The 17,285-nt window shown below is 69.0% G+C and carries 17 protein-coding genes and 2 pseudogenes; 11 read left to right on the top strand and 8 right to left on the bottom strand.

Annotation, left to right across the window (positions count from 1 at the left end; genetic code table 11):
• Window positions 1-6 precede the first annotated feature (6 nt).
• Together OG456_RS48305 and OG456_RS51015 are read left to right on the top strand one after the other, a co-directional pair.
• Window positions 7-672 carry an SDR family oxidoreductase gene (locus tag OG456_RS48305; RefSeq protein ID WP_266571453.1) on the top strand — a complete coding sequence of 222 codons (666 nt, stop codon included), beginning with the start codon at window positions 7-9 and terminating at the stop codon, window positions 670-672.
• Between the two features lie 76 nt (window positions 673-748).
• Complete coding sequence (locus OG456_RS51015) at window positions 749-1,651, top strand: SDR family NAD(P)-dependent oxidoreductase (protein ID WP_353963581.1); 903 nt, start codon at window positions 749-751, stop codon at window positions 1,649-1,651.
• Between the two features lie 97 nt (window positions 1,652-1,748).
• On the opposite strand, the gene OG456_RS48295 is transcribed toward OG456_RS51015, so the two are convergent.
• Both OG456_RS48295 and OG456_RS48290 read right to left on the bottom strand, forming a co-directional pair.
• Window positions 1,749-2,792 (bottom strand): alcohol dehydrogenase catalytic domain-containing protein, encoded by a 1,044-nt coding sequence (locus OG456_RS48295; protein WP_266571451.1) that lies wholly within the window; start codon window positions 2,790-2,792, stop codon window positions 1,749-1,751.
• A gap of 125 nt (window positions 2,793-2,917) precedes the next feature.
• Complete coding sequence (locus tag OG456_RS48290; RefSeq protein WP_266571450.1) at window positions 2,918-4,159, bottom strand: MFS transporter; 1,242 nt, start codon at window positions 4,157-4,159, stop codon at window positions 2,918-2,920.
• A gap of 136 nt (window positions 4,160-4,295) precedes the next feature.
• Here OG456_RS48290 and OG456_RS48285 point away from each other — a divergent pair, with 136 nt between their 5' ends.
• Both OG456_RS48285 and msrA read left to right on the top strand, forming a co-directional pair.
• Entirely contained in the window at window positions 4,296-5,213 is a 918-nt protein-coding gene (locus tag OG456_RS48285) for a helix-turn-helix transcriptional regulator (protein WP_266571449.1), read from the top strand.
• A 244-nt stretch (window positions 5,214-5,457) separates the two neighbouring features.
• On the top strand, window positions 5,458-5,970 hold the full coding sequence (gene msrA, locus OG456_RS48280; RefSeq protein WP_266571448.1) for a peptide-methionine (S)-S-oxide reductase MsrA: 513 nt from the start codon (window positions 5,458-5,460) through the stop codon (window positions 5,968-5,970).
• Between the two features lie 150 nt (window positions 5,971-6,120).
• On the opposite strand, the gene OG456_RS48275 is transcribed toward msrA, so the two are convergent.
• Window positions 6,121-6,738 carry a LysE family translocator gene (locus tag OG456_RS48275; RefSeq protein WP_266571447.1) on the bottom strand — a complete coding sequence of 206 codons (618 nt, stop codon included), beginning with the start codon at window positions 6,736-6,738 and terminating at the stop codon, window positions 6,121-6,123.
• Between the two features lie 130 nt (window positions 6,739-6,868).
• Between OG456_RS48275 and OG456_RS48270 the strand changes: the two genes are divergently transcribed.
• Window positions 6,869-7,321 (top strand): Lrp/AsnC family transcriptional regulator, encoded by a 453-nt coding sequence (locus tag OG456_RS48270; protein WP_266571446.1) that lies wholly within the window; start codon window positions 6,869-6,871, stop codon window positions 7,319-7,321.
• A 51-nt stretch (window positions 7,322-7,372) separates the two neighbouring features.
• Here the strand turns inward: OG456_RS48270 and OG456_RS48265 are convergent, their stop codons facing one another.
• From OG456_RS48265 to OG456_RS48255, 3 genes and pseudogenes are all read right to left on the bottom strand, one after another.
• Window positions 7,373-7,825 (bottom strand): flavodoxin family protein, encoded by a 453-nt coding sequence (locus OG456_RS48265; RefSeq protein ID WP_266571794.1) that lies wholly within the window; start codon window positions 7,823-7,825, stop codon window positions 7,373-7,375.
• A gap of 105 nt (window positions 7,826-7,930) precedes the next feature.
• Window positions 7,931-8,104: pseudogene (locus OG456_RS48260) on the bottom strand (helix-turn-helix domain-containing protein); the annotation flags it as partial.
• 80 nt (window positions 8,105-8,184) lie between these two features.
• Window positions 8,185-8,319, bottom strand: a pseudogene (locus tag OG456_RS48255) (helix-turn-helix domain-containing protein); the annotation flags it as partial.
• A gap of 457 nt (window positions 8,320-8,776) precedes the next feature.
• Between OG456_RS48255 and OG456_RS48250 the strand changes: the two are divergent.
• The 4 genes from OG456_RS48250 to tnpB all read left to right on the top strand — a co-directional run bounded on the left by OG456_RS48250 (window position 8,777) and on the right by tnpB (window position 12,801).
• Window positions 8,777-9,049, top strand: coding sequence for a hypothetical protein (locus OG456_RS48250; protein ID WP_266571445.1), 273 nt, complete (start codon window positions 8,777-8,779; stop codon window positions 9,047-9,049).
• Between the two features lie 64 nt (window positions 9,050-9,113).
• Window positions 9,114-10,307 carry a N(5)-(carboxyethyl)ornithine synthase gene (locus tag OG456_RS48245; RefSeq protein WP_266571444.1) on the top strand — a complete coding sequence of 398 codons (1,194 nt, stop codon included), beginning with the start codon at window positions 9,114-9,116 and terminating at the stop codon, window positions 10,305-10,307.
• Between the two features lie 228 nt (window positions 10,308-10,535).
• On the top strand, window positions 10,536-10,748 hold the full coding sequence (locus OG456_RS48240) for a hypothetical protein (RefSeq protein WP_266571443.1): 213 nt from the start codon (window positions 10,536-10,538) through the stop codon (window positions 10,746-10,748).
• Between the two features lie 580 nt (window positions 10,749-11,328).
• Complete coding sequence (gene tnpB, locus OG456_RS48235) at window positions 11,329-12,801, top strand: IS607 family element RNA-guided endonuclease TnpB (RefSeq protein WP_266571442.1); 1,473 nt, start codon at window positions 11,329-11,331, stop codon at window positions 12,799-12,801.
• 49 nt (window positions 12,802-12,850) lie between these two features.
• Here tnpB and OG456_RS48230 read toward each other — a convergent pair whose 3' ends face one another.
• Complete coding sequence (locus OG456_RS48230; RefSeq protein ID WP_266571441.1) at window positions 12,851-13,768, bottom strand: PP2C family protein-serine/threonine phosphatase; 918 nt, start codon at window positions 13,766-13,768, stop codon at window positions 12,851-12,853.
• 224 nt (window positions 13,769-13,992) lie between these two features.
• Window positions 13,993-14,424: a hypothetical protein gene (locus OG456_RS48225; RefSeq protein ID WP_266571440.1), complete on the bottom strand. Its 432-nt coding sequence runs from the start codon at window positions 14,422-14,424 to the stop codon at window positions 13,993-13,995.
• Between the two features lie 426 nt (window positions 14,425-14,850).
• Between OG456_RS48225 and OG456_RS48220 the strand changes: the two genes are divergently transcribed.
• Both OG456_RS48220 and OG456_RS48215 read left to right on the top strand, forming a co-directional pair.
• A complete protein-coding gene (locus OG456_RS48220; RefSeq protein ID WP_266571439.1) occupies window positions 14,851-15,732 on the top strand; it encodes a universal stress protein in 882 nt (293 codons plus the stop codon).
• Window positions 15,733-16,256: 524 nt separating this feature from the next.
• Window positions 16,257-17,273 (top strand): LacI family DNA-binding transcriptional regulator, encoded by a 1,017-nt coding sequence (locus OG456_RS48215; RefSeq protein ID WP_266571438.1) that lies wholly within the window; start codon window positions 16,257-16,259, stop codon window positions 17,271-17,273.
• The last annotated feature ends 12 nt before the right edge of the window (window positions 17,274-17,285 follow it).

Here is a 17,285-nt window from a genome sequence, read left to right as displayed (position 1 = left end):
TCGCTTGTGTCCACCATTGCCATCGTCGGAGCCGGCCCCGATCTGGGCCTTTCGATCGCCAAGGTCTTCGGAGGGCATGGCTTCGACGTCGCTTTGATCTCACGCAGCAAGGTCAAGCTCGATGCCCTGGTCGCCGAGCTCGCGGGGGCCGGGATCACCGCTGAAGGATTTCCTGCCGACGTCGCCGACTCCGCCCAGCTCGCCAGTGCGCTGGGGGGCGCGATCGCGCGCTTCGGCCGGATCGATGTCCTGGAGTTCTCCCCGCACGCGGGCCTGGCGATGACATCGCCCAAGGACGTGACCATCGACAACCTGCGTCCGCAGATCGACAGCCTCCTCTACGGCGCGGTCGCCGCCGTGCAGGCGGTGCTGCCCGGGATGCTCGAAGCCGGGGCCGGCACCCTGCTGTTCACCACCGGTGGCGGCGCGATCAACCCGTATCCGATGCTCGCCGACGCCAACATCGCCCAGGCGGGGCAGCGCAACTGGGCGATCAACCTGCACAACTCCCTTGCCGACGAAGGCATTTACGCGGCCAACGTGGCCATCAATCTCATGATCGGCACTCAGGCCCCGGAAGGTGTCCCCTTCCGCGCGCCCGACGAGATCGCCCTCGACTACTGGAACCTCCACACCGTCCGTGAGCAGGCCGAACACTTCATCGGCGCCTGACCACACCGACCACGGGCGGCCGCCAGGCCACACCGCCATCGAGCCGGCGGCCGCCCGCCCCTTTCCCCGGAGCATCATGAAGACCATCCTCATCGCCGGCGGCAACAGCGGCATCGGCCGCCAGGCCGCCCGCGATCTCCTCGCCGACGGCCACCGCGTCGTCCTCATGGGACGTGACCAGCGCAAGGGCGAGGCCGCCCTGGCCTCCTTCGGGAACCAGGCCGACCGGGCGTCCTTCGTCGCCGCGAACCTGTCCACCCACGCCGGTGTCCGCGATGCCGCCCGTCGCATGCTCGACCAGCAGGACGGGATCGATGCCCTCGTGCACTCCACCGGAGTGCTCACTCTCCAGGAGATCCGCACGGCCGACGGACTGCACCCCTTCTTCGCCGTGAACTACCTCAGTCGCTACCACCTCACCCAGCTGCTCCTGCCCGTGCTGCGCCAAGCCGAGCGACCGGTCGTGGTCATGATGACCGCCGCGATCCCGCCGACCGACGACACCGACTTCGCCCGCTTCCCGGAGTTCACCGCCTTCGACCTCGGCCGCGACCGCAAGGCGGTCCAGCTCGGCAATCACCACTACGCCGCTCACCTCACCTCACCTGACCGACACCGAACCCGGCCTCGCCGCCGCCGTGGTGAACGCGGGTGCCGCCAAGACCGACATCATGCGCATCGCGCCCTGGTACATGAGAGCCGGCACCAAGATCCTCGGGCTTCTCATCTTCGACTCTGTCGAGACCTCCGCACACAACGTCGTGGAAGCAGTCCGGCGCGACGACTGGCAGACGCCCGGTCTACTGGGGCAAGCCCGGCCGTTTCGAGCAGCGCACGCCGATCGTGCTCGACACCGAGATCACCCGGCGCCTCATGGACGTCTCCCGGACCCTCACCGGCGCCTGACATCCGAGCCGCAGTGTTGCCGCCGGCAGCTCGACCTGCCTGGGCGGCGGCACTTCCTGTCCCGTGGTTGTGACGCCCGAAAACGCTTCCCGGGCAGGGCAATTGGGCCGGCAGTTCTGGGCCTCGGCGAGGGGCGCGGCCGCGCCCCTCGCGGTTATGGCCCATGGAGGTCAGGGATTGACGAGGACCTTGAGGCTCTTGCGGTCGGCCATGTCCTGGTATCCGGCGGGGACACCGTCGAGGTTGGTGGTGGCGTCGAAGACCTTGCCGGGTTCGATGGTGCCGTTGAGGATGTCGGGCATCAGTTCCTCGATGTAGGCACGGACGGGTGCGGGGCCGCCCGCCAGGCGCAGGTTGTGGCGGAAGAGGCTGCCGAAGCCGATCGGTGCCTCCTCGTACTGGGGGACGCCGACGCGGCTGATGACGCCGCCGGGGCGGACGACGCCGAGGGCCTGCTGGTAGGCGGGCATGTTGCCGACGGCTTCGAGGACCACGTGGGTGCCGTGTCCTCCGGTGAGTTCGCGTACCTGCTCGATGCCTTCCTCGCCGCGCGCGGAGACGACGTCGGTCGCGCCGAACTCGTGGCCGAGGTCGGTGCGCCCCTGGTGGCGGCCCATGAGAACGATCTGTTCGGCGCCCAGGCGCTTGGCCGAAAGGACCGCCATGAGACCGACGGCGCCGTCGCCAATCACGGTGACGCGGGTGCGCTCGTTGACCTGGCCGGCCACGGCGGCGTGGTAGCCGGTGCCGAGCACGTCGGAGAGCGTCAGCAGGGAAGGGATGAGGGCGGAGTCGGCGGCGACGGGGAGTTTGACGAGGGTGCCGTCGGCGAGCGGGACGCGGACGGCTTCGGCCTGGCCGCCCTCTTCGGCCTCGCCGTCCCAGAAGTTGGCCTGCGCGTGGGAGCAGGAGGTGTGCAGGCCTTCGCGGCAGAACGCGCAGGTGTTGTCGGAGATGGCGAAGGGAGCGACGACCAGGTCGCCGCGCTTGACGGTGGTGACCTCGGAGCCGGTGTCCTCGACGATGCCGATGAACTCGTGCCCCATCCGTGCGGGACCGTCGGCGCGGGTCATGGAGCCGTACGGCCACAGGTCGCTTCCGCAGATGCAGGACGCGGTGATACGCACCAGGGCGTCGGTGGGGTGCTTGATGACGGAGTCAGGGACGTTCTCGATCCGGACGTCTCCGGCTTCGTACATGAGGGTTGCGCGCATCAGGAGTTCTCCGATGGGGTTGGTGCTTATTTCGGTGGTGGTAGTTCTGCGTGCCGGCGGAGGGAAAGGGCGTGTGAGCCGGTTCAAGCCTTCACGCCCTTCGCGATGCCGGCATGTTCGTTGACCTAGACGGCCGGTGCTGTGGAGCGGCGGCGCTGGGTGAGAGCGAGGGCGATCGTGGGGATCAAGGTCAGGGCCGCGACGGTGGTGCCGACCGCGGCGGGTGCGACGGGGCCCAAGGTGGAGCCCAGGGCCAGTCCGGCGATCCACGTGCCGACGGCGGTGCCGAGGTTGAACGCCGAGACGCTGAGCGCGGAGCCCAGAGCAGGCGCCTTGCCCGCGAAGCGGACGGACATGGAGATCAGCACCGGGTTGGCGCCGAGTCCGAAGAAGCCCAGCAGGGCGACGAGAACGACGGTGATCACGGCGTAGCCGGAGAGCAGGGAGATCGCGAGGAGCAGGAGTGCGGCGGCCGCGGCCGCGACGATGGTCACGGTGTGCGGACGGACATCTCCGAGGCGGCCGCCGACGATCGATCCGGCCAGCGCGCCGATGCCGAAGCCGACCAGGACGAGCGGCACCAGTGCGGACGCGATTCCGGCCCGGTCGGTCAGCAGCGGAGAGATGTAGGAGTAGGCCGCCAGGACGCCGCCGGTCGTGGTGGCGCAGGCAGCCAGCGCCAGCCACAGGCGGCCCGAGCGCAGGGCGGTCAGCTCGGAGCGGATCGACACCCGCTGCTGAGTGGGGCCGTCGTGCGGGACGGTGCGGGCGATGAGTCCCGCGGCCGCCACCGCGAGGACCGCGAGCGCCCAGAACGGTCCCCGCCAGCCCATGACCTGCCCGGCGAACGCGCCGACCGGCACGCCGATCACGTTGGCCAGCATGGCTCCGGCGCCCACGAGGCCGATGGCTCGGGAGCTCGCGGCGGGCCCGGCGATGCGTGCGGCGGCCACATTGGCCACCGCCCAGAACGCTCCGGTGGCGATCGCGGTAAGGAATCGGGCCGCCAGCAGCAGCGTGAAATCGGAGCCGAGGGCGACGATGACGTGTCCGACGGCGAAGACACCCAGGGCGAGCATGAGGGTCAGCCGCGTGGGCAGCCGCCGTGTCAGCATCGACATCAGCGGTGCGCCGACGATCATGCCGACCGCGAAAACGGTGATCATGAGGCCGGTCTGCGCGACGCTGACCTGCAGGTCGCCCGCGATCTCCGGCAGCAGGCCCGCCACCACGAATTCGGTCGTACCCATCAGGAACGTGCCCAGCGCCAGCACGTAGACGACGAGCGGAAGCCGGGTGGGCGCCTGCTCGCGGTCTTCCGTACGCGCGTCGGTGGGGGCGTCGAGGACTGCTCCTCGCGAACTCATACGTCATCTCCATCGGGGGTCGTGATCGAGGTATGCGTCCCAGGGAACCGGCTGCCCCGCGCCTGGAGAAGGTCGGGTTTATAGGGGGGACAAGCTCAACCTCCCTATACGGAGGCCAGTGGCTACCGTGGATGGCGTGGACCAGCGACCCGACGACCGCGCCGACAACCGCACCCAGATCCGGGACTTCCTCGCCAGCCGGCGCGCGAAGATCACCCCGGAGCAGGTCGGGCTGCCCACCAGTGGCCGCCGCCGCGTGCCAGGGCTGCGGCGCGAGGAAGTCGCGGTCCTCGCCGGTGTGAGCACCGAGTGGTACACGCGGCTGGAGAAGGGCCACATCAGCGGCGTGTCCGAAGACGTCGTCGAGGCGGTAGCCCAGGCGCTCCAGCTCGACGAGGACGAGCGCACCTACCTGTTCGACCTGGCCCGCGCGGCCCGACCCGCCCGCCGTACGCCGTCCCGACGCAAGGATGTCGCAGTCCCGCCCCGCATCCAGTGGCTGCTGGATTCCATGACGATGTCATCGGCCTTCGTGCGTAACGGCCGCCAGGACGTCATCGCCCACAACGCGCTGGCCCGCGCCCTGCACGCGCCGGTTTTCGACAGCGACACCACCGACAAACACGGCCGCCCGAACATCGCCCGCTACATCTTCCTCGACGCGGGCGCCCAGGACTTCTTCGTCGACTGGGAGGCGGCTGCCGTCGCGACCGCCGGGCTGCTGCGCGCGGAGGCCGGGCGCGAGCCCCATGACAAGGCTCTGCGCGAGCTCATCGGGGAACTGTCCACGCTCAGTCCCGAGTTCCGCAGCCATTGGGCCGCGCACGACGTGCGTATCCGCCACGACGGCATCAAGCGGCTGTGGCATCCCGAGGTCGGCGAGTTGGAGCTGGTTTATCAGTCCCTGGACCTGCCGATGACGAACCGGGCGGTGCACGACCTGACCCTTTACACCGCCGAACCCGGCACCACCTCCGAAGACCGTCTCAAACTCCTCGCCAGCCTCGCGGCCACCCAGCCCCATGCGGCACAGCCCACCGAGGGGCCTCGCTGAGTCGTGGGCCGGTAGCAGGGGGTTGCCGTGACCCCGGGGTCACGGCCGCCCGGGTTTCACGCTGTGTACGCGGACACCCGTAGAGTGTCGTCGCCGCGCGCGTCTGGGAGGCTTGACCACCCTCCACAGACCGTGGGTCGCGTGCTCCTTTCCCTTGTGCGGGCCGGAATCCCGCCCTTGTGTGACAGCAGGCGACCATTGAAGTGCGAGGCTTGTTGGAAACACGCAACGAAAGGTGCATGCGATGACTGACGTCGAACAGAGGGCGTTGCTGGCGGGCGGCTGCTTCTGGGGCATGCAGGAACTGATCCGGTCGCTCCCCGGGGTGCTCGACACCCGGGTCGGCTACAGCGGCGACGACATGCCCAATCCGACGTATCGGAGCCACGGAAACCACGCCGAGTCGATCGAGATCTCCTTCGACCCCGCGGTCACCCACTACCGCACGATCCTGGAGTACTTCTTCCAGATCCACGACCCGACCACGAAGAACCGCCAGGGCAACGACATCGGCGCCAGCTACCGTTCCGCCATCTTCTACCTCGATGACAAGCAGCGGCAGGTCGCGCAGGACACCATCGCCGATGTCGAGGCGTCCGGTCTCTGGCCGGGGCCGGTCGTGACAGAGGTCGTACCGGCAGGCGCGTTCTGGGAGGCCGAACCCGAGCACCAGGACTACCTGCGGCGCTACCCCGACGGCTACACCTGCCACTTTCCCCGTGCCGGCTGGCGACTGCCGAAGCGCGCGGAAGCCTGATCGCGGAGAGGCGGCGGGGCTGCAGTGCCGGCCTCGCCGCCTTACGTACTCTGGGCTCGGCAGTGAGCTGCGGTTCCCTCAGTGCTTCGACGGACCAGACCTTCACGGATCAGGCGCCGAACCGGACCCGGAACAGCCGGCATCGTCGGACTAGGCGAGGAGCCGTTCGGCCAGGAGCAGGACGCCGATCACGATCATCGCGGCGCCTGAGCAGCGGGACACGGCTGTGGCCACGGCCGGGCGCGTCCGCAGAACTCTGCGCGCGGTGGCGCCCACGCCCACATACACCACGGCGCAGTTGGCTGTGTGCACCAGGCCCAGCACGGCGATCTGAGCTGCGAACGGCATGCCCGCGCCACGAGCGACGAACTGTGGCAGGAGAGCCAGGAACAGCAGCAGTGCCTTCGGGTTGAGCCCGCTGATGCCTGCGCCCTTGGCCGCCCGCCCCATCCATGAGCCGGTGTACTCATCCTCGGTCGCCTGCGGCGTCGACGGGGAGGTCACGGTGGTGATCCCGAGCCAGACCAGGTAGACCGCCCCGACGGCCGTCAGCGCCGTCAGTACCAGCGGCGAGCGCGACACGAGCGCGGCCACCCCGGCCGCGACGACGACGGTCAGCACCACATATCCGGCCAACAGCCCGCCCACGGCCGGCACGATCGTCCGGTGGCGAAGTCCGGCCGAGATCGCGTAGGCCCAGTCCGCACCTGGGACGAGTACCAGTAGCAGCGACACCAGCCAGAACGCCGTGACACCGGCCATCGCCATGTTCCCACCTCACTCACCGCAGCCGGGTCGCATGAGGCCCGGCTTCCTGAGGCGAAGGCTAGGCGGGATTCCCCGGAAGGTGCTTCCAACCTTTTCTCCGTGGACGCCATCCCGTGGAAGAATCTTCCCCATGGATGACGTGGATCGGAAAATCCTTGCCGAGCTGCAGCAGGATGGCCGTCTGACCCTCACCGAACTCGCCGAGCGGGTCCGCCTGAGCGTGTCTCCCTGCCATCGCCGCCTCCGCGCCCTGGAACGCTCCGGCGCGATCGCCGGTTACCACGCCCGGCTCGACGCCGCCGCTCTCGGCCTGACCTTCGAGTCACTGGTCTTCGTCACCATGCGCTACGAGGACCGTGAAACCGTCGCGGCGTTCGAGAAGGCCGTCGCCGAGATCCCGAATGTCCTCCAGGCCCAGCGTCTCTTCGGAGACCCCGACTTCCTCCTGCGCGTCGTGACTCGCGACCTGGAGGCGTTTCGACAGCTCTACGACGAACGTCTCGCCACCCTGCCCGGTGTCCAGCGCCTCAGCTCCACCCTTGTCATGGCGAGCATCGTCGAAGCGCGCCCCTTGCCTCTGTGATCACTGAGGCAGCAGAAAGGGGCCATGGCGGGCGCCCGCTCGCCGGCCGGATCACTCCATCAAGCCGGCGGCGATGGTGGCCCCGAGTTCCCAGCAGGCCTCGACGTCGGCCTTGCTCGGCTCGCCGGTGAGGGTCACGGTCTCGGCCGCGCGCCGCCAGCCGAGACCCGTCGTGATCGAGTCGATGCCCCGTACCGCGCCGGTGACGTCGTTCCCGCCGTGTACGTAGTAGCCGAAGGGCCGGCCACGCGTCGTGTCCAGGCAGGGGTAGTAGACCTGGTCGAAGAAGTGCTTGAGGGCGCCGGACATATAGCCGAGGTTCGCCGGTGTACCGACCAGATATCCGTCGGCGGCGAGCACATCCGACGCCGTGGCCGAGAGTGCGGCTCTTCGCACGACCTGTACGTTCTCGATCTCGGGCGCTGTCGCACCGGAGACGACGGCCTCGAACAGCGCCTGGCAGTTGGGCGACGGCGTGTGATGGACGATCAGCAAGGTGGCCACACCCCGAACCATGCCGGGCTGCGGCCCCCGGCTGCAACCGACACCCCCGCAGGTGGGCGCGGCGGGGCTCACTCGAAGGCCCCTGCCTGCATGCGGAGCAGGTACTGACAGCTCGGCGGCCTTCGGATAGGGCTGACCCGCCGCGGGGGCGTCCTTCCGGGCGCGCACCGCGTCGTTGAACACGACCCACGCGCACCCGAACGCCCGGCCCAACGCGAGGCGTTGACCCGGTTCCGGGTACAACCTGAAGGCGGCATTGAGACCATCGTGATCCCCGATCCGGGCCCTGGCGAGGCGCGCGTCCCCAACTCCCACATAGGCATGCCGATGTGCACCCGCCGGTCCGCGTCGCGGGCGAGGAAGCCGTACGAGACCAGCTCGGCGACGAGCCGCCAGGCCGTGGCTATGTGCAGCCCCGCGCGCCGTGAGATCTCTGAGACGGTGAGGGATCGGCAGGTCAAGATCCCTGTGTTACTTCGCTTGTGGCAGCACACCGCGGGCCCTCCACGAGGCGAGAGGGCACGGTGCAGGACGCGTCACGCGTCAGGAATCTGTGCGGAAGCAGCCCGAGGCAAGCCGCGGTGCGTGCCTGCCTCGGAAAGGAGTGTCCTCAGAGCGCGCGGACCTGTTCGGCCTGCATGCCCGTCGGCATCCGTCACGTGGGGGCCCGGAAGGGAGTACGGTTGCGGCACCGAGCGCACCTCGCACGCCGTCATCCGTTGCGGCGTCGCCCTCGGGCAACGGCACGGGACGGCGTCATCGGATCCGGCCGGAAATGAGCCGCATCGTGCCTCCTGGCTCGTACTGTCACGCCGTATTCCGGATCCGCTCCCGCGCAGCGCGGTAGTGCAAGTCCCGGCTTCCTGGATGCCCCGAGGCATTCCTGTCATCTCGCGCACGGCCCTGGACCGATCAGCACAGCTCTGAACCGATCAAGAGGATGCGGGACACATGTATTCACAGGACTCGATTTCCGGCCGCCGCCGCGGCCGTCCCGAACCGACCGCGGAGACGCTGGCCGGACTGACCTGCCTCATCTGCGGCACCGACTACCGCAACGCACCCGGCCCGGAGGCAGTGGTGGTCTCCCACCGCGACGACAAGCAGCTCCTCGCCTGCCACGGGACATGCGCGCGCATGGCGAGCGGATCGGTCAACGGCGTGGACGAAACGCCCCTCCCGCTGGCCGAGCGGGTCCGCAGACACCAGGCCGGCGGCTCCTGACCGGATATCGGGCAGCCACACCCAGCACGCCGCAAGCAAAGCGAACGAAATGATGAGGACGCGTATGAGCCTGATGAGTCTCGGAGTACTCGCCTCCTCGCGCAAGGAGAACGAGTTCCGCCTGCCATTGCACCCCGCTCACCTCGACCGGATCGCCCCGGACATACGCGAGAGGATCTTCCTCGAACAGGGCTACGGCCACCGGTTCGGCGTCGCTGACGACACGCTCGAACCGCTCGTGGCGGGCTTGCGCTCCCGCGAGCAACTCATCGCCGAGTGCGACGTGTTGCTGATGCCCAAACCCATGCACGACGACGTCGCCGCGCTGCGTGAGGGCCAAGTGCTGTGGGGATGGCCGCACTGCGTGCAGGACGAGAAGCTGACCCAGCTCGCCATCGACCGACGCCTGACCCTCATCGCCTGGGAGGCCATGAACCACTGGACCTCCACGGGCACCTTCAGCGTCCATGTGTTCCACAAGAACAACGAGCTCGCCGGCTACTGCTCGGTGCTGCACGCCCTGCAACTCGGCGGGCTGACCGGCAGCTACGGACGGCGTCTGCGCGCGGTGGTCATCAGCTTCGGCGCGACCGCGCGCGGAGCGGTCACGGGCCTGGGCGCCATGGGGGTTTCCGACGTCACGGTGCTCACGCAGCGCGCCGCCGCAGCGGTGGCCTCGCCCATGCCCTCGGTCGTGATGGGCCACTTCGCGCAGCAGGAGGACGATCCGTCGCGCCTGCGGGCCATCACACCGACCGGAGCCGTTCCGCTCGCGGAGTACCTCGCCGGGTTCGACATCATCGTCAACTGCGTCCTGCAGGACACCGATGCGCCGCTGACGTTCGTCACCGAGGAGGAACTCGCCCTGTTCCGGCCGGGGACTTTCTTCATCGACGTCGCTTGCGACGAGGGCATGGGCTTCGAATGGGCCAGGCCGACCACCTTCGGCGAGCCCATGCCCGCGGTGGGATCGGGCTGCCACTACTACGCGGTGGATCACAGCCCGTCCCACCTGTGGAACTCCGCCACCTGGGAAATCAGCGAGGCGCTCCTTCCCTACCTGCGCAAGGTCATAAGCGGCCCCACGGCATGGGGCACCGACGTCACGCTCAGAAAGGCCATCGAGATCCGCGACGGCGTCGTCCAGAACCCGAAGATCCTCTCCTTCCAGAACCGGTCAGCCGCCTACCCTCACGCTCCCGAGGCCCCTGCGCCCGCCCCCACTCCGGTGCTGCCCTCCGCCACGCAGTCGGCCTGACCCATCCCGCGAACGGGCGTGTCACGTCCCCTGCCGGGGTGTCACTGACCGGTCATCCCTCAGCCCCGCGAAGAGCTTCTGTGCCGATTGGTCGAAGCTCTTCGCGGCGCTGCTCTTGGACGCGGCGAACCCGGTTCGGGGATGGGTACGTCAATCTGCCCGCCCGGGGGACACGGGCCGTGCTGCACGGTTGAGTGCGATGCCCCGGTTGGAGATCGCCCGGCCCTCATGGTCGAGGCTGAGCTCGCCGACGAACGTCCCGCGCCGACGGAGCGTGCGGTGCTCGGGGCGTGGCATGTGGCCCTGCTGAACGAGTACATCAAGCGGGAGACCACGCACGCGGGTCGCTCGTTCGATGACGTCGCGCAGGCGCTGATGCAACTCCTGCTCGATGGTGAGGAGTCGACGGTCAGGCGGCTGCTGCGAGCGCGCCGGTCCTGAGGCAGTGGAGTCGGTGAGGTTTCCTCCGGCGCCGTGCGGTCGCCGGAACGACCGCCGCTGAACGATCGGGCTAGAACTACGGATCAGACGTGCCGGCCCCGACATGCCCGCTCGGGCGGCGGCCAGCCAGTCCGCTCTCACGCGCGGGCGTCCCGTCCGATGTGCGGTGGACCACCAACACAGCCGCGTCGTCGTTGAGCTCATCGGAGGCATAGGCCAGCAGGTCGGCCCCGAGGTGGTCGATCAGGGTGCGCGGGGCTGCGGTTGCGATGGGCCGGATGCGATCGGCGAGGGGCTAACAACTGCTGCGGGATGCATAGTCGGATCTCAACGAACGTCTTCTTTTCTCTGACGTTTGGGGTGCTTGTCCCGCCAGGCATCCAGGGCTTTTGCCTCCCAAGGAGGGTTCGTCCGATCTTCTTGGGTTTGGGAAAGTCCGGGCTTTGGCGGTGGAGGTGGTAGAGGGTGCGCCAGGCGATTTCCAGCCGCTCGCAGGCTTCACCGCTGGTGATCCATCCGTTGATCTGTTCCATGATGCGTAGTGCATAGTCAATGACTGGCTGGTGAGGGGGTGTTCAGGGTGAAGAAGTTCCAGGCGCAGCCGGGCTTTGTGGTGCAGGCGTTCCGTTTCGCCCTGGACCCGAATGTGACTGAGGAATCCGCGCTGCGGTCGCACTGCGGGGCTGCTCGGGGCGCGTACAACTGGGCTGTCGGCTGGGTGACGGCCTCGTGGTGGCAGCGGAAGGCGGAAGTCTCGTACGGGGTCGCCGAGGAGGAGCTGACGCCGTGGCGGCCGTGGTCGCTGCCCGCGCTGCGTAAGGAGTTCAACCAGGTCAAGCGCATTGATCCGCGCTATGCCCACTGGTGGCAGGAGAACTCCAAGGAGGCGTACAGCACCGGCCTGGCCAACGCGGCTGCCGCGTTCGACAACTACACGAAGTCGAAGAACGGCCGCCGCAAGGGTGCCCGCATGGGTACGCCACGTTTCAAGTCCAAGCGCAAGGCCCGTCTTGCGTGCCGGTTCACCACCGGTAGCATCCGCGTGGCCGACGAGGGGCACGTGACGCTGCCGGTGCTCGGAACCATCCGCACCCATGAGTCCACCGTCAAGCTTGTGGCCCGCGTGCAGAGCGGAATGGCACGCATCCTGTCCGCGACGGTGCGGCATGAGCGGGGCCGCTGGTTCGTGTCCTTCCAGATGGAGGTCAAGCGGGAGATCACCCGCGTGGCCCGTCCTGGTGTCGCAGTCGGTATCGACCTCGGGGTGAAGGTGCTTGCGGTGATGGCCGACAGTGCCGGACAGATCGGTTACGTCGACAACCCCAAGCACTACGAGGGCGAACAAAAGCGGCTGCGGCGTCTGTCCCGTCGTGTGTCGCGCCGCCAAGGGCCGGCCGTGCACGACCGGGCCACCGGCAAGACCATCCGCCGGGAACCGTCGAAACGATGGGTCAAGGCGAACGCCGAACGCAACCGCGTGCACCACCGCGTGGCGAACCTGCGCGAAGACGCCCTGCACAAGCTCACCACCGCCGTGCGTGCCGAGTACGGCACCGTCGTGGTCGAAGACCTCAACGTCGCCGGCATGCTCCGCAACCGCCGTCTGGCACGGAAGATCGCCGATGCCGGATTCGCAGAGATCCGCCGTCAGCTCACCTACAAAGGCCGGCGCAACGCCTGCCCCACGGTCGTCGCCTCGCGCTGGTACCCGTCCTCGAAAACCTGCTCGTCGTGCAAGACAGTGAAAGCCAAACTGCCCCTGCACGTGCGAGTGTTCTCCTGCGACGCGTGCGGCCTGGTCATCGACCGGGACGAGAACGCTGCCCGTAACCTCGCCGACCTCGCATCGGCCGGCACAACCGGTACCGGAGTGGCCGGAGACCGGGGCACGCCCAGCGTGCCGAAACCGCGTGGAGCCGACCAGAAGACCCGCGCCGGCCGGGCCAGCCGCAAAGCTGACCCGGTGTGGGCAGGTGGCGCAAACCCGCCCCACAGGCGGAAGGAACCGCGAGACCTTCAACAGGACACCACCGCCCAGCTCGGGCTGTGGTGACACCGTTAAGGACCATCTGTGCGTAAACGCACGGATTGCTGAGATCTGACTATGACCTCAGCAACGGGTAGAAGACACCGTCGCGATCGTGGGCTTCACTCACGCCGTCCGTGTACAGCAGCAGACTGTCTCCGGCGCGGAATGGGACGACGTCGACGTGATATCCGTCGTCGAGCAGCCCCGAGAGATTGAAGGGCGGAGACGCAGCGGTGGCTTCCAGTTCCCGGACGGTGCCGCCGCTCAGCAGCAGCGGTGGCGGATGCCCGCAGGTGAGGAGGCGAAGGACGGCGGCGTCCTCGGGGACCTCCGCGAGCAGACCGGTGGCGAAGCGTTCCTCGACCTCGCCGCTCTGGGCGGAGTAGCGCTGGATGCTCTTCTCGAGGCGGCCGGCCAGGGTGGGCAGATCGGGTGCGTCGTGGACCGCTTCGCGAAAGGCGCTCATCATGACGGACGCCGCCTCCACCGCGGGCAGGCCCTTGCCGCGTACATCGCCGATCATCAGCCGGATTCCGTACGGGGTGCGCTGCGCCTCGTAGAAGTCCCCGCCGATGCGGGCCTGCGCGGCGGCAGCAAGGTACATGGCAGCCATACGCGTGGGTCCCAGGCGGGCCGGCATCGGCCGCACCAGCGCGCGCTGCGCGGCTTCGGCGACGGAACGGACGTCGGCCATGGTGCGCTCCCCCACTTGGCGCACATGGCTGGCGTACATGGCCACCACCGTGACCAGGACGATCATGCCCATCGTCAGCCATGCCCTCGGCATGCCCAGGGAATGCTTGTCGGCGGTCAGTGCGATGTCCGTGGCAAGGGCAGCCGCCCCGATCGCCCCGGTGCCGGCAGGGCTCCAGCTCGCGGCAGCCAGGGCCGGTGGACCCACCAGGAAACGATTGAACGGCCAGCTTTCCGGGGTGAAAAGGTCCACGATCACGGCTGCGGGAATCAGTGCAAGCGACGCCAGGCGCACCACGGCGAAGCCGAGACCGGCAGCAGGACGGCGGACCGCCCGCTCGGTCGTCCACCGGGTGCGATGCGGGTGTCGACGGCTCACGGCGTCCTGGCGATCTTTTCGGTCTCAGGCTGTGGCATTGCGGCTTGCCGCCATCGTGCCCCGTGGGTCATATGCCGGATGGCCCGGACAACGCCGCCACACCGCACTCGCCCCGGGCCGGCCCGGCAGGCCTCCGCCTTCGTTCACCGACCGGCGCGGGTTGTGGGAGAGAACCTGGTCAGCGACCACACGATGAGGAGATCAAGGGCCATCACGATGATGGACCAAGCGGGGTAGTACGGAATGAACATGAATTGGGTGATCAGGCTGATCGCTGCCACGGCGATGCCGACCCCACGCCCCCAGGTCGTGCCGGCCGCAACCCCTAGGCCGGCGACGACGAGGGCCACGCCGATCACAAGATGAAGCCAGCCCCACGCGGTCAGATCGAACCGGTAGGCGTACCGAGACGAGGCGAACACGGTGTCATTTGCGATGCCGGATGCGCCGAGCAGAATGCTCAGCGGCCCGCTCACCAACAGGGTCACCACGGCGAACAGGGTCGGTCCGGTGATCACTTCGCTGCTGTCGGGGCTCTCCGGTCCTCTCGGACCCTTGTTGGGCATTGCTGCCATGCCGTGGCCTTTCTGTCCGGCGCGGCGACTGAGGGACACCGCCCGTGCGAGGCCAGCCGCGCTCCCGTGCCACCATCTTCACCTCAGTCTTGCGGCGTCGCGACTGCAATCCGCGATGCGCGGACCCCGGGCTCCTACCGCAGGTGCTCGGCCTCGGGCGGAAGCCGGAGCGGCCAACGCAGGCGTCTCGGACTCTTCGACCTTGGCGAGTAGGTGGCGGACCGTGGCGACGGAGGTGCCTGTCTTGGTTCTTGCCGACGTGTCGCGTGGTGATGACGCGGTCCCGGGTGGTCTCCGGGTGCGGACGGCGTCGCGCATTCAGCAGTTCGGGCGGTGGGCGCCATGCGCTGGCGCCCAGTCCTGTGGCAGGGACGCGTCGGTGGGGTCAGGCTGGGGGCAGGGGCCGAGTCAATCATGGGAGGCGCCGTGGGCAACCTGGTCGTCGTGGGGGTGGATGGTTCGCCGTCCGGCCTCGCAGCGGTGGAGGTGGCGGCTAGAGAAGCGCGATGGCGGCGTGCCGGGCTTCGAGTCGTGTATGCCCTCTGGCCAGTGATCACGCCCGGGCCGGGGCCGACGGCCGCTGCGCCCTTCGGCCCGCCCGAGGGGGTGTTGCCGGACGAGGTCGAGAGCGCGCTGACCGATGCGCTGCATCGTGCCGCCAGCGTGGCACCTCAGGTGGAGATCACCCATGACGCGGTGGCCGGCGAGGCGCTGACGGTGCTGGAGGCTCAGTCGCGTGATGCGGATCTGGTGGTCATCGGATCCCGGGGCAGGGGAGGCTTCGTCGGGATGCTGCTGGGATCGACGGCGGTCTACCTGACTGCCCACGGCCACTGTCCGGTGATGGTGGTGCGCGGGGAACCGGACGCCTCCGGGCCGATCGTGCTGGGCGTCGACGGGGCGCGGGCCGGCGAGGAAGCGGTCGATTTCGCGTTCGCCGAGGCCGCGCTGAGGGGTGCTGAGATCGTCGCCCTGCACGCATGGACGCCGGACAACGTGCCCCTGCCGCTGGCTCCGCCGCAGTTGGTGGACGTGCCCCAGGCGGGCGCGGTCGCCGAGAGCGAGGAACGTCTGTTGGCCCGGGCGCTCGCGGGTCGTCAGGAGAAGTATCCGCAGGTCTCGGTCAAGCATGAACTGGTGCTCGGCGTGACCCACGAGGCGCTGATCGAGGCGAGCAGGACCGCCCAGCTCGTGGTCGTCGGGGCCAGGGGGCGGGGTGGCTTCACCGGGTTGCTCCTGGGATCGGTCAGCCAGGCACTGCTGCAACAGGCTCACTGCCCTGTCACCGTCGTCCGCGGCAAGGAGTGAGGCGGTATCCCTCTCCTCGCACCTGTGATGAGGGTGGTCGAGAGGCCGCGGCTGCGGACGGCGCGGGGGCGGTGTCGTACGGGGTGCGGGCGTGGACGGCGAGTGCGGAGCAGGCGCGGTAGACGGTGAACGCTGCGCGGGTGCAGTCGGGTTGGGGCTGTGGGAGGTCGAGGCTGTTGAGCTCGGTTTGAGCGCCCGTAACGGATCATTCCTCTCCGGGCATGCGACGCGGGCGCCACGGACGTGTCTTCTCCGGCTCCGAACTCGGCGGCGACGACGCCCGGTTGCGGTGCTGAGAGGTGCCGGGCGAACTGGCCTGACCCGCGCCTGCACGATCACGGCAACCTGTCATTACTCTGTGCGGAGGACCTTCGGTAGTCCCACCGTGTCGAAGCGCTTCGACAGACTTATGGACAGGTGGCCGTCGATCCCCATAGGGTCGACAGGTCGAACGGTCACGGGCAACCCGCGCCCGTCGAAGCGCTTCGCGTCGGCGTCCCCCCGTCACGGCTCAGGAGAACGACATGGTCACGCTCGCAGAGGTCGCCCGGCACGCCGGAGTCTCCGCCAGCACCGTGAGCTACGTCCTCAGCGGTAAGCGGTCCATCTCCGCGGCCACCCGGGAGCGCGTCGAGAGCAGCGTCCGCAAGCTGGGGTACCACCCGAACGCGGGCGCCCGGGCGCTGGCCAGCAGCAGGTCGAACATCATCGCCTTGATGGTGCCGCTGCGCACCGACATGTACGTGCCGGTGATGATGGAGATCGCGATGGCCGTCGCCACCGCCGCCCGCACCCACGGCTACGACATCCTGTTGCTCACCGGCGAGGAGGGCGCCGAGGCGGTGCGCCGCATAGAAGGCAGCGCGCTCGCCGACGCCATGATCGTGATGGACGTCGAGCTGGACGACGAGCGGCTGCCGCTGCTGCGTGCCGCGAACCGGCCCGCCGTCCTCATCGGCCTGCCGTCCGAGACCGCCGGACTGAATTGTGTGGACCTCGACTTCGCCGCCGCCGGGGCAGTGTGCGCCGAGCACCTCGCCGGCCTCGGGCACCGTGAGATCGCCGTCATCGGCGAGGCCGCCGCCGTGTACGAGCGGCACACCGGATTCGCCGAACGGACCCTGACGGGCCTGCGGGAGCGCAGCGCCGAGCTGGGCCTGCGACTGCTCCACCGCCCCTGCGAAGGCAGCTACGCCTCGGTCTCGGCAACGTTGTCGCGGGTCTTCGACGAGCGCCCCGGCACGACCGCGTTCGTCGTGCAGAACGAGGCGGCCACCGACCCGCTGCTCGCCTTGCTGCGCCAGTCGGGCCGCGCCGTCCCCGAGGACGTCTCCGTCGTCGCCGTCTGCCCCGAGCAGGTCGCCGCGCACGCGTCGGTGCCGCTCACCTCGGTCGCGGTGCCCGCGCAGGAGATGGGGCGACGCGCCGTGGAGCAGGTCATCGCGAAGATCGAGGGGCGCGGCTCGGACGAGGAAGTCGTCCTGCTGGCACCGGAGTTGACAGTGCGCGAGAGCGCGGCCCAGGCGCCCGCCGAAACCTGAGCCGCGCGTCCC

Source organism: Streptomyces sp. NBC_01446 (assembly GCF_026340095.1).
Taxonomy (GTDB): domain Bacteria; phylum Actinomycetota; class Actinomycetes; order Streptomycetales; family Streptomycetaceae; genus Streptomyces; species Streptomyces aureus.
Note: the sequence above shows the minus strand (reverse complement) of the source record. Positions and strands in the feature narration are given on the sequence as shown.

What these genes read in the sequence shown, in the direction of transcription:
- OG456_RS48245 (WP_266571444.1), top strand. Translation starts at nt 9,114, where the DNA reads ATGAGCCTGATGAGTCTCGGAGTACTCGCCTCCTCGCGCAAGGAGAAC.
- OG456_RS48270 (WP_266571446.1), top strand. Translation starts at nt 6,869, where the DNA reads ATGGATGACGTGGATCGGAAAATCCTTGCCGAGCTGCAGCAGGATGGC.
- msrA (WP_266571448.1), top strand. Translation starts at nt 5,458, where the DNA reads ATGACTGACGTCGAACAGAGGGCGTTGCTGGCGGGCGGCTGCTTCTGG.
- OG456_RS48295 (WP_266571451.1), bottom strand. Translation starts at nt 2,792, where the DNA reads ATGCGCGCAACCCTCATGTACGAAGCCGGAGACGTCCGGATCGAGAAC.
- OG456_RS48240 (WP_266571443.1), top strand. Translation starts at nt 10,536, where the DNA reads ATGGTCGAGGCTGAGCTCGCCGACGAACGTCCCGCGCCGACGGAGCGT.
- OG456_RS51015 (WP_353963581.1), top strand. Translation starts at nt 749, where the DNA reads ATGAAGACCATCCTCATCGCCGGCGGCAACAGCGGCATCGGCCGCCAG.
- OG456_RS48225 (WP_266571440.1), bottom strand. Translation starts at nt 14,424, where the DNA reads ATGGCAGCAATGCCCAACAAGGGTCCGAGAGGACCGGAGAGCCCCGAC.
- OG456_RS48290 (WP_266571450.1), bottom strand. Translation starts at nt 4,159, where the DNA reads ATGAGTTCGCGAGGAGCAGTCCTCGACGCCCCCACCGACGCGCGTACG.
- OG456_RS48275 (WP_266571447.1), bottom strand. Translation starts at nt 6,738, where the DNA reads ATGGCGATGGCCGGTGTCACGGCGTTCTGGCTGGTGTCGCTGCTACTG.
- OG456_RS48250 (WP_266571445.1), top strand. Translation starts at nt 8,777, where the DNA reads ATGTATTCACAGGACTCGATTTCCGGCCGCCGCCGCGGCCGTCCCGAA.
- OG456_RS48215 (WP_266571438.1), top strand. Translation starts at nt 16,257, where the DNA reads ATGGTCACGCTCGCAGAGGTCGCCCGGCACGCCGGAGTCTCCGCCAGC.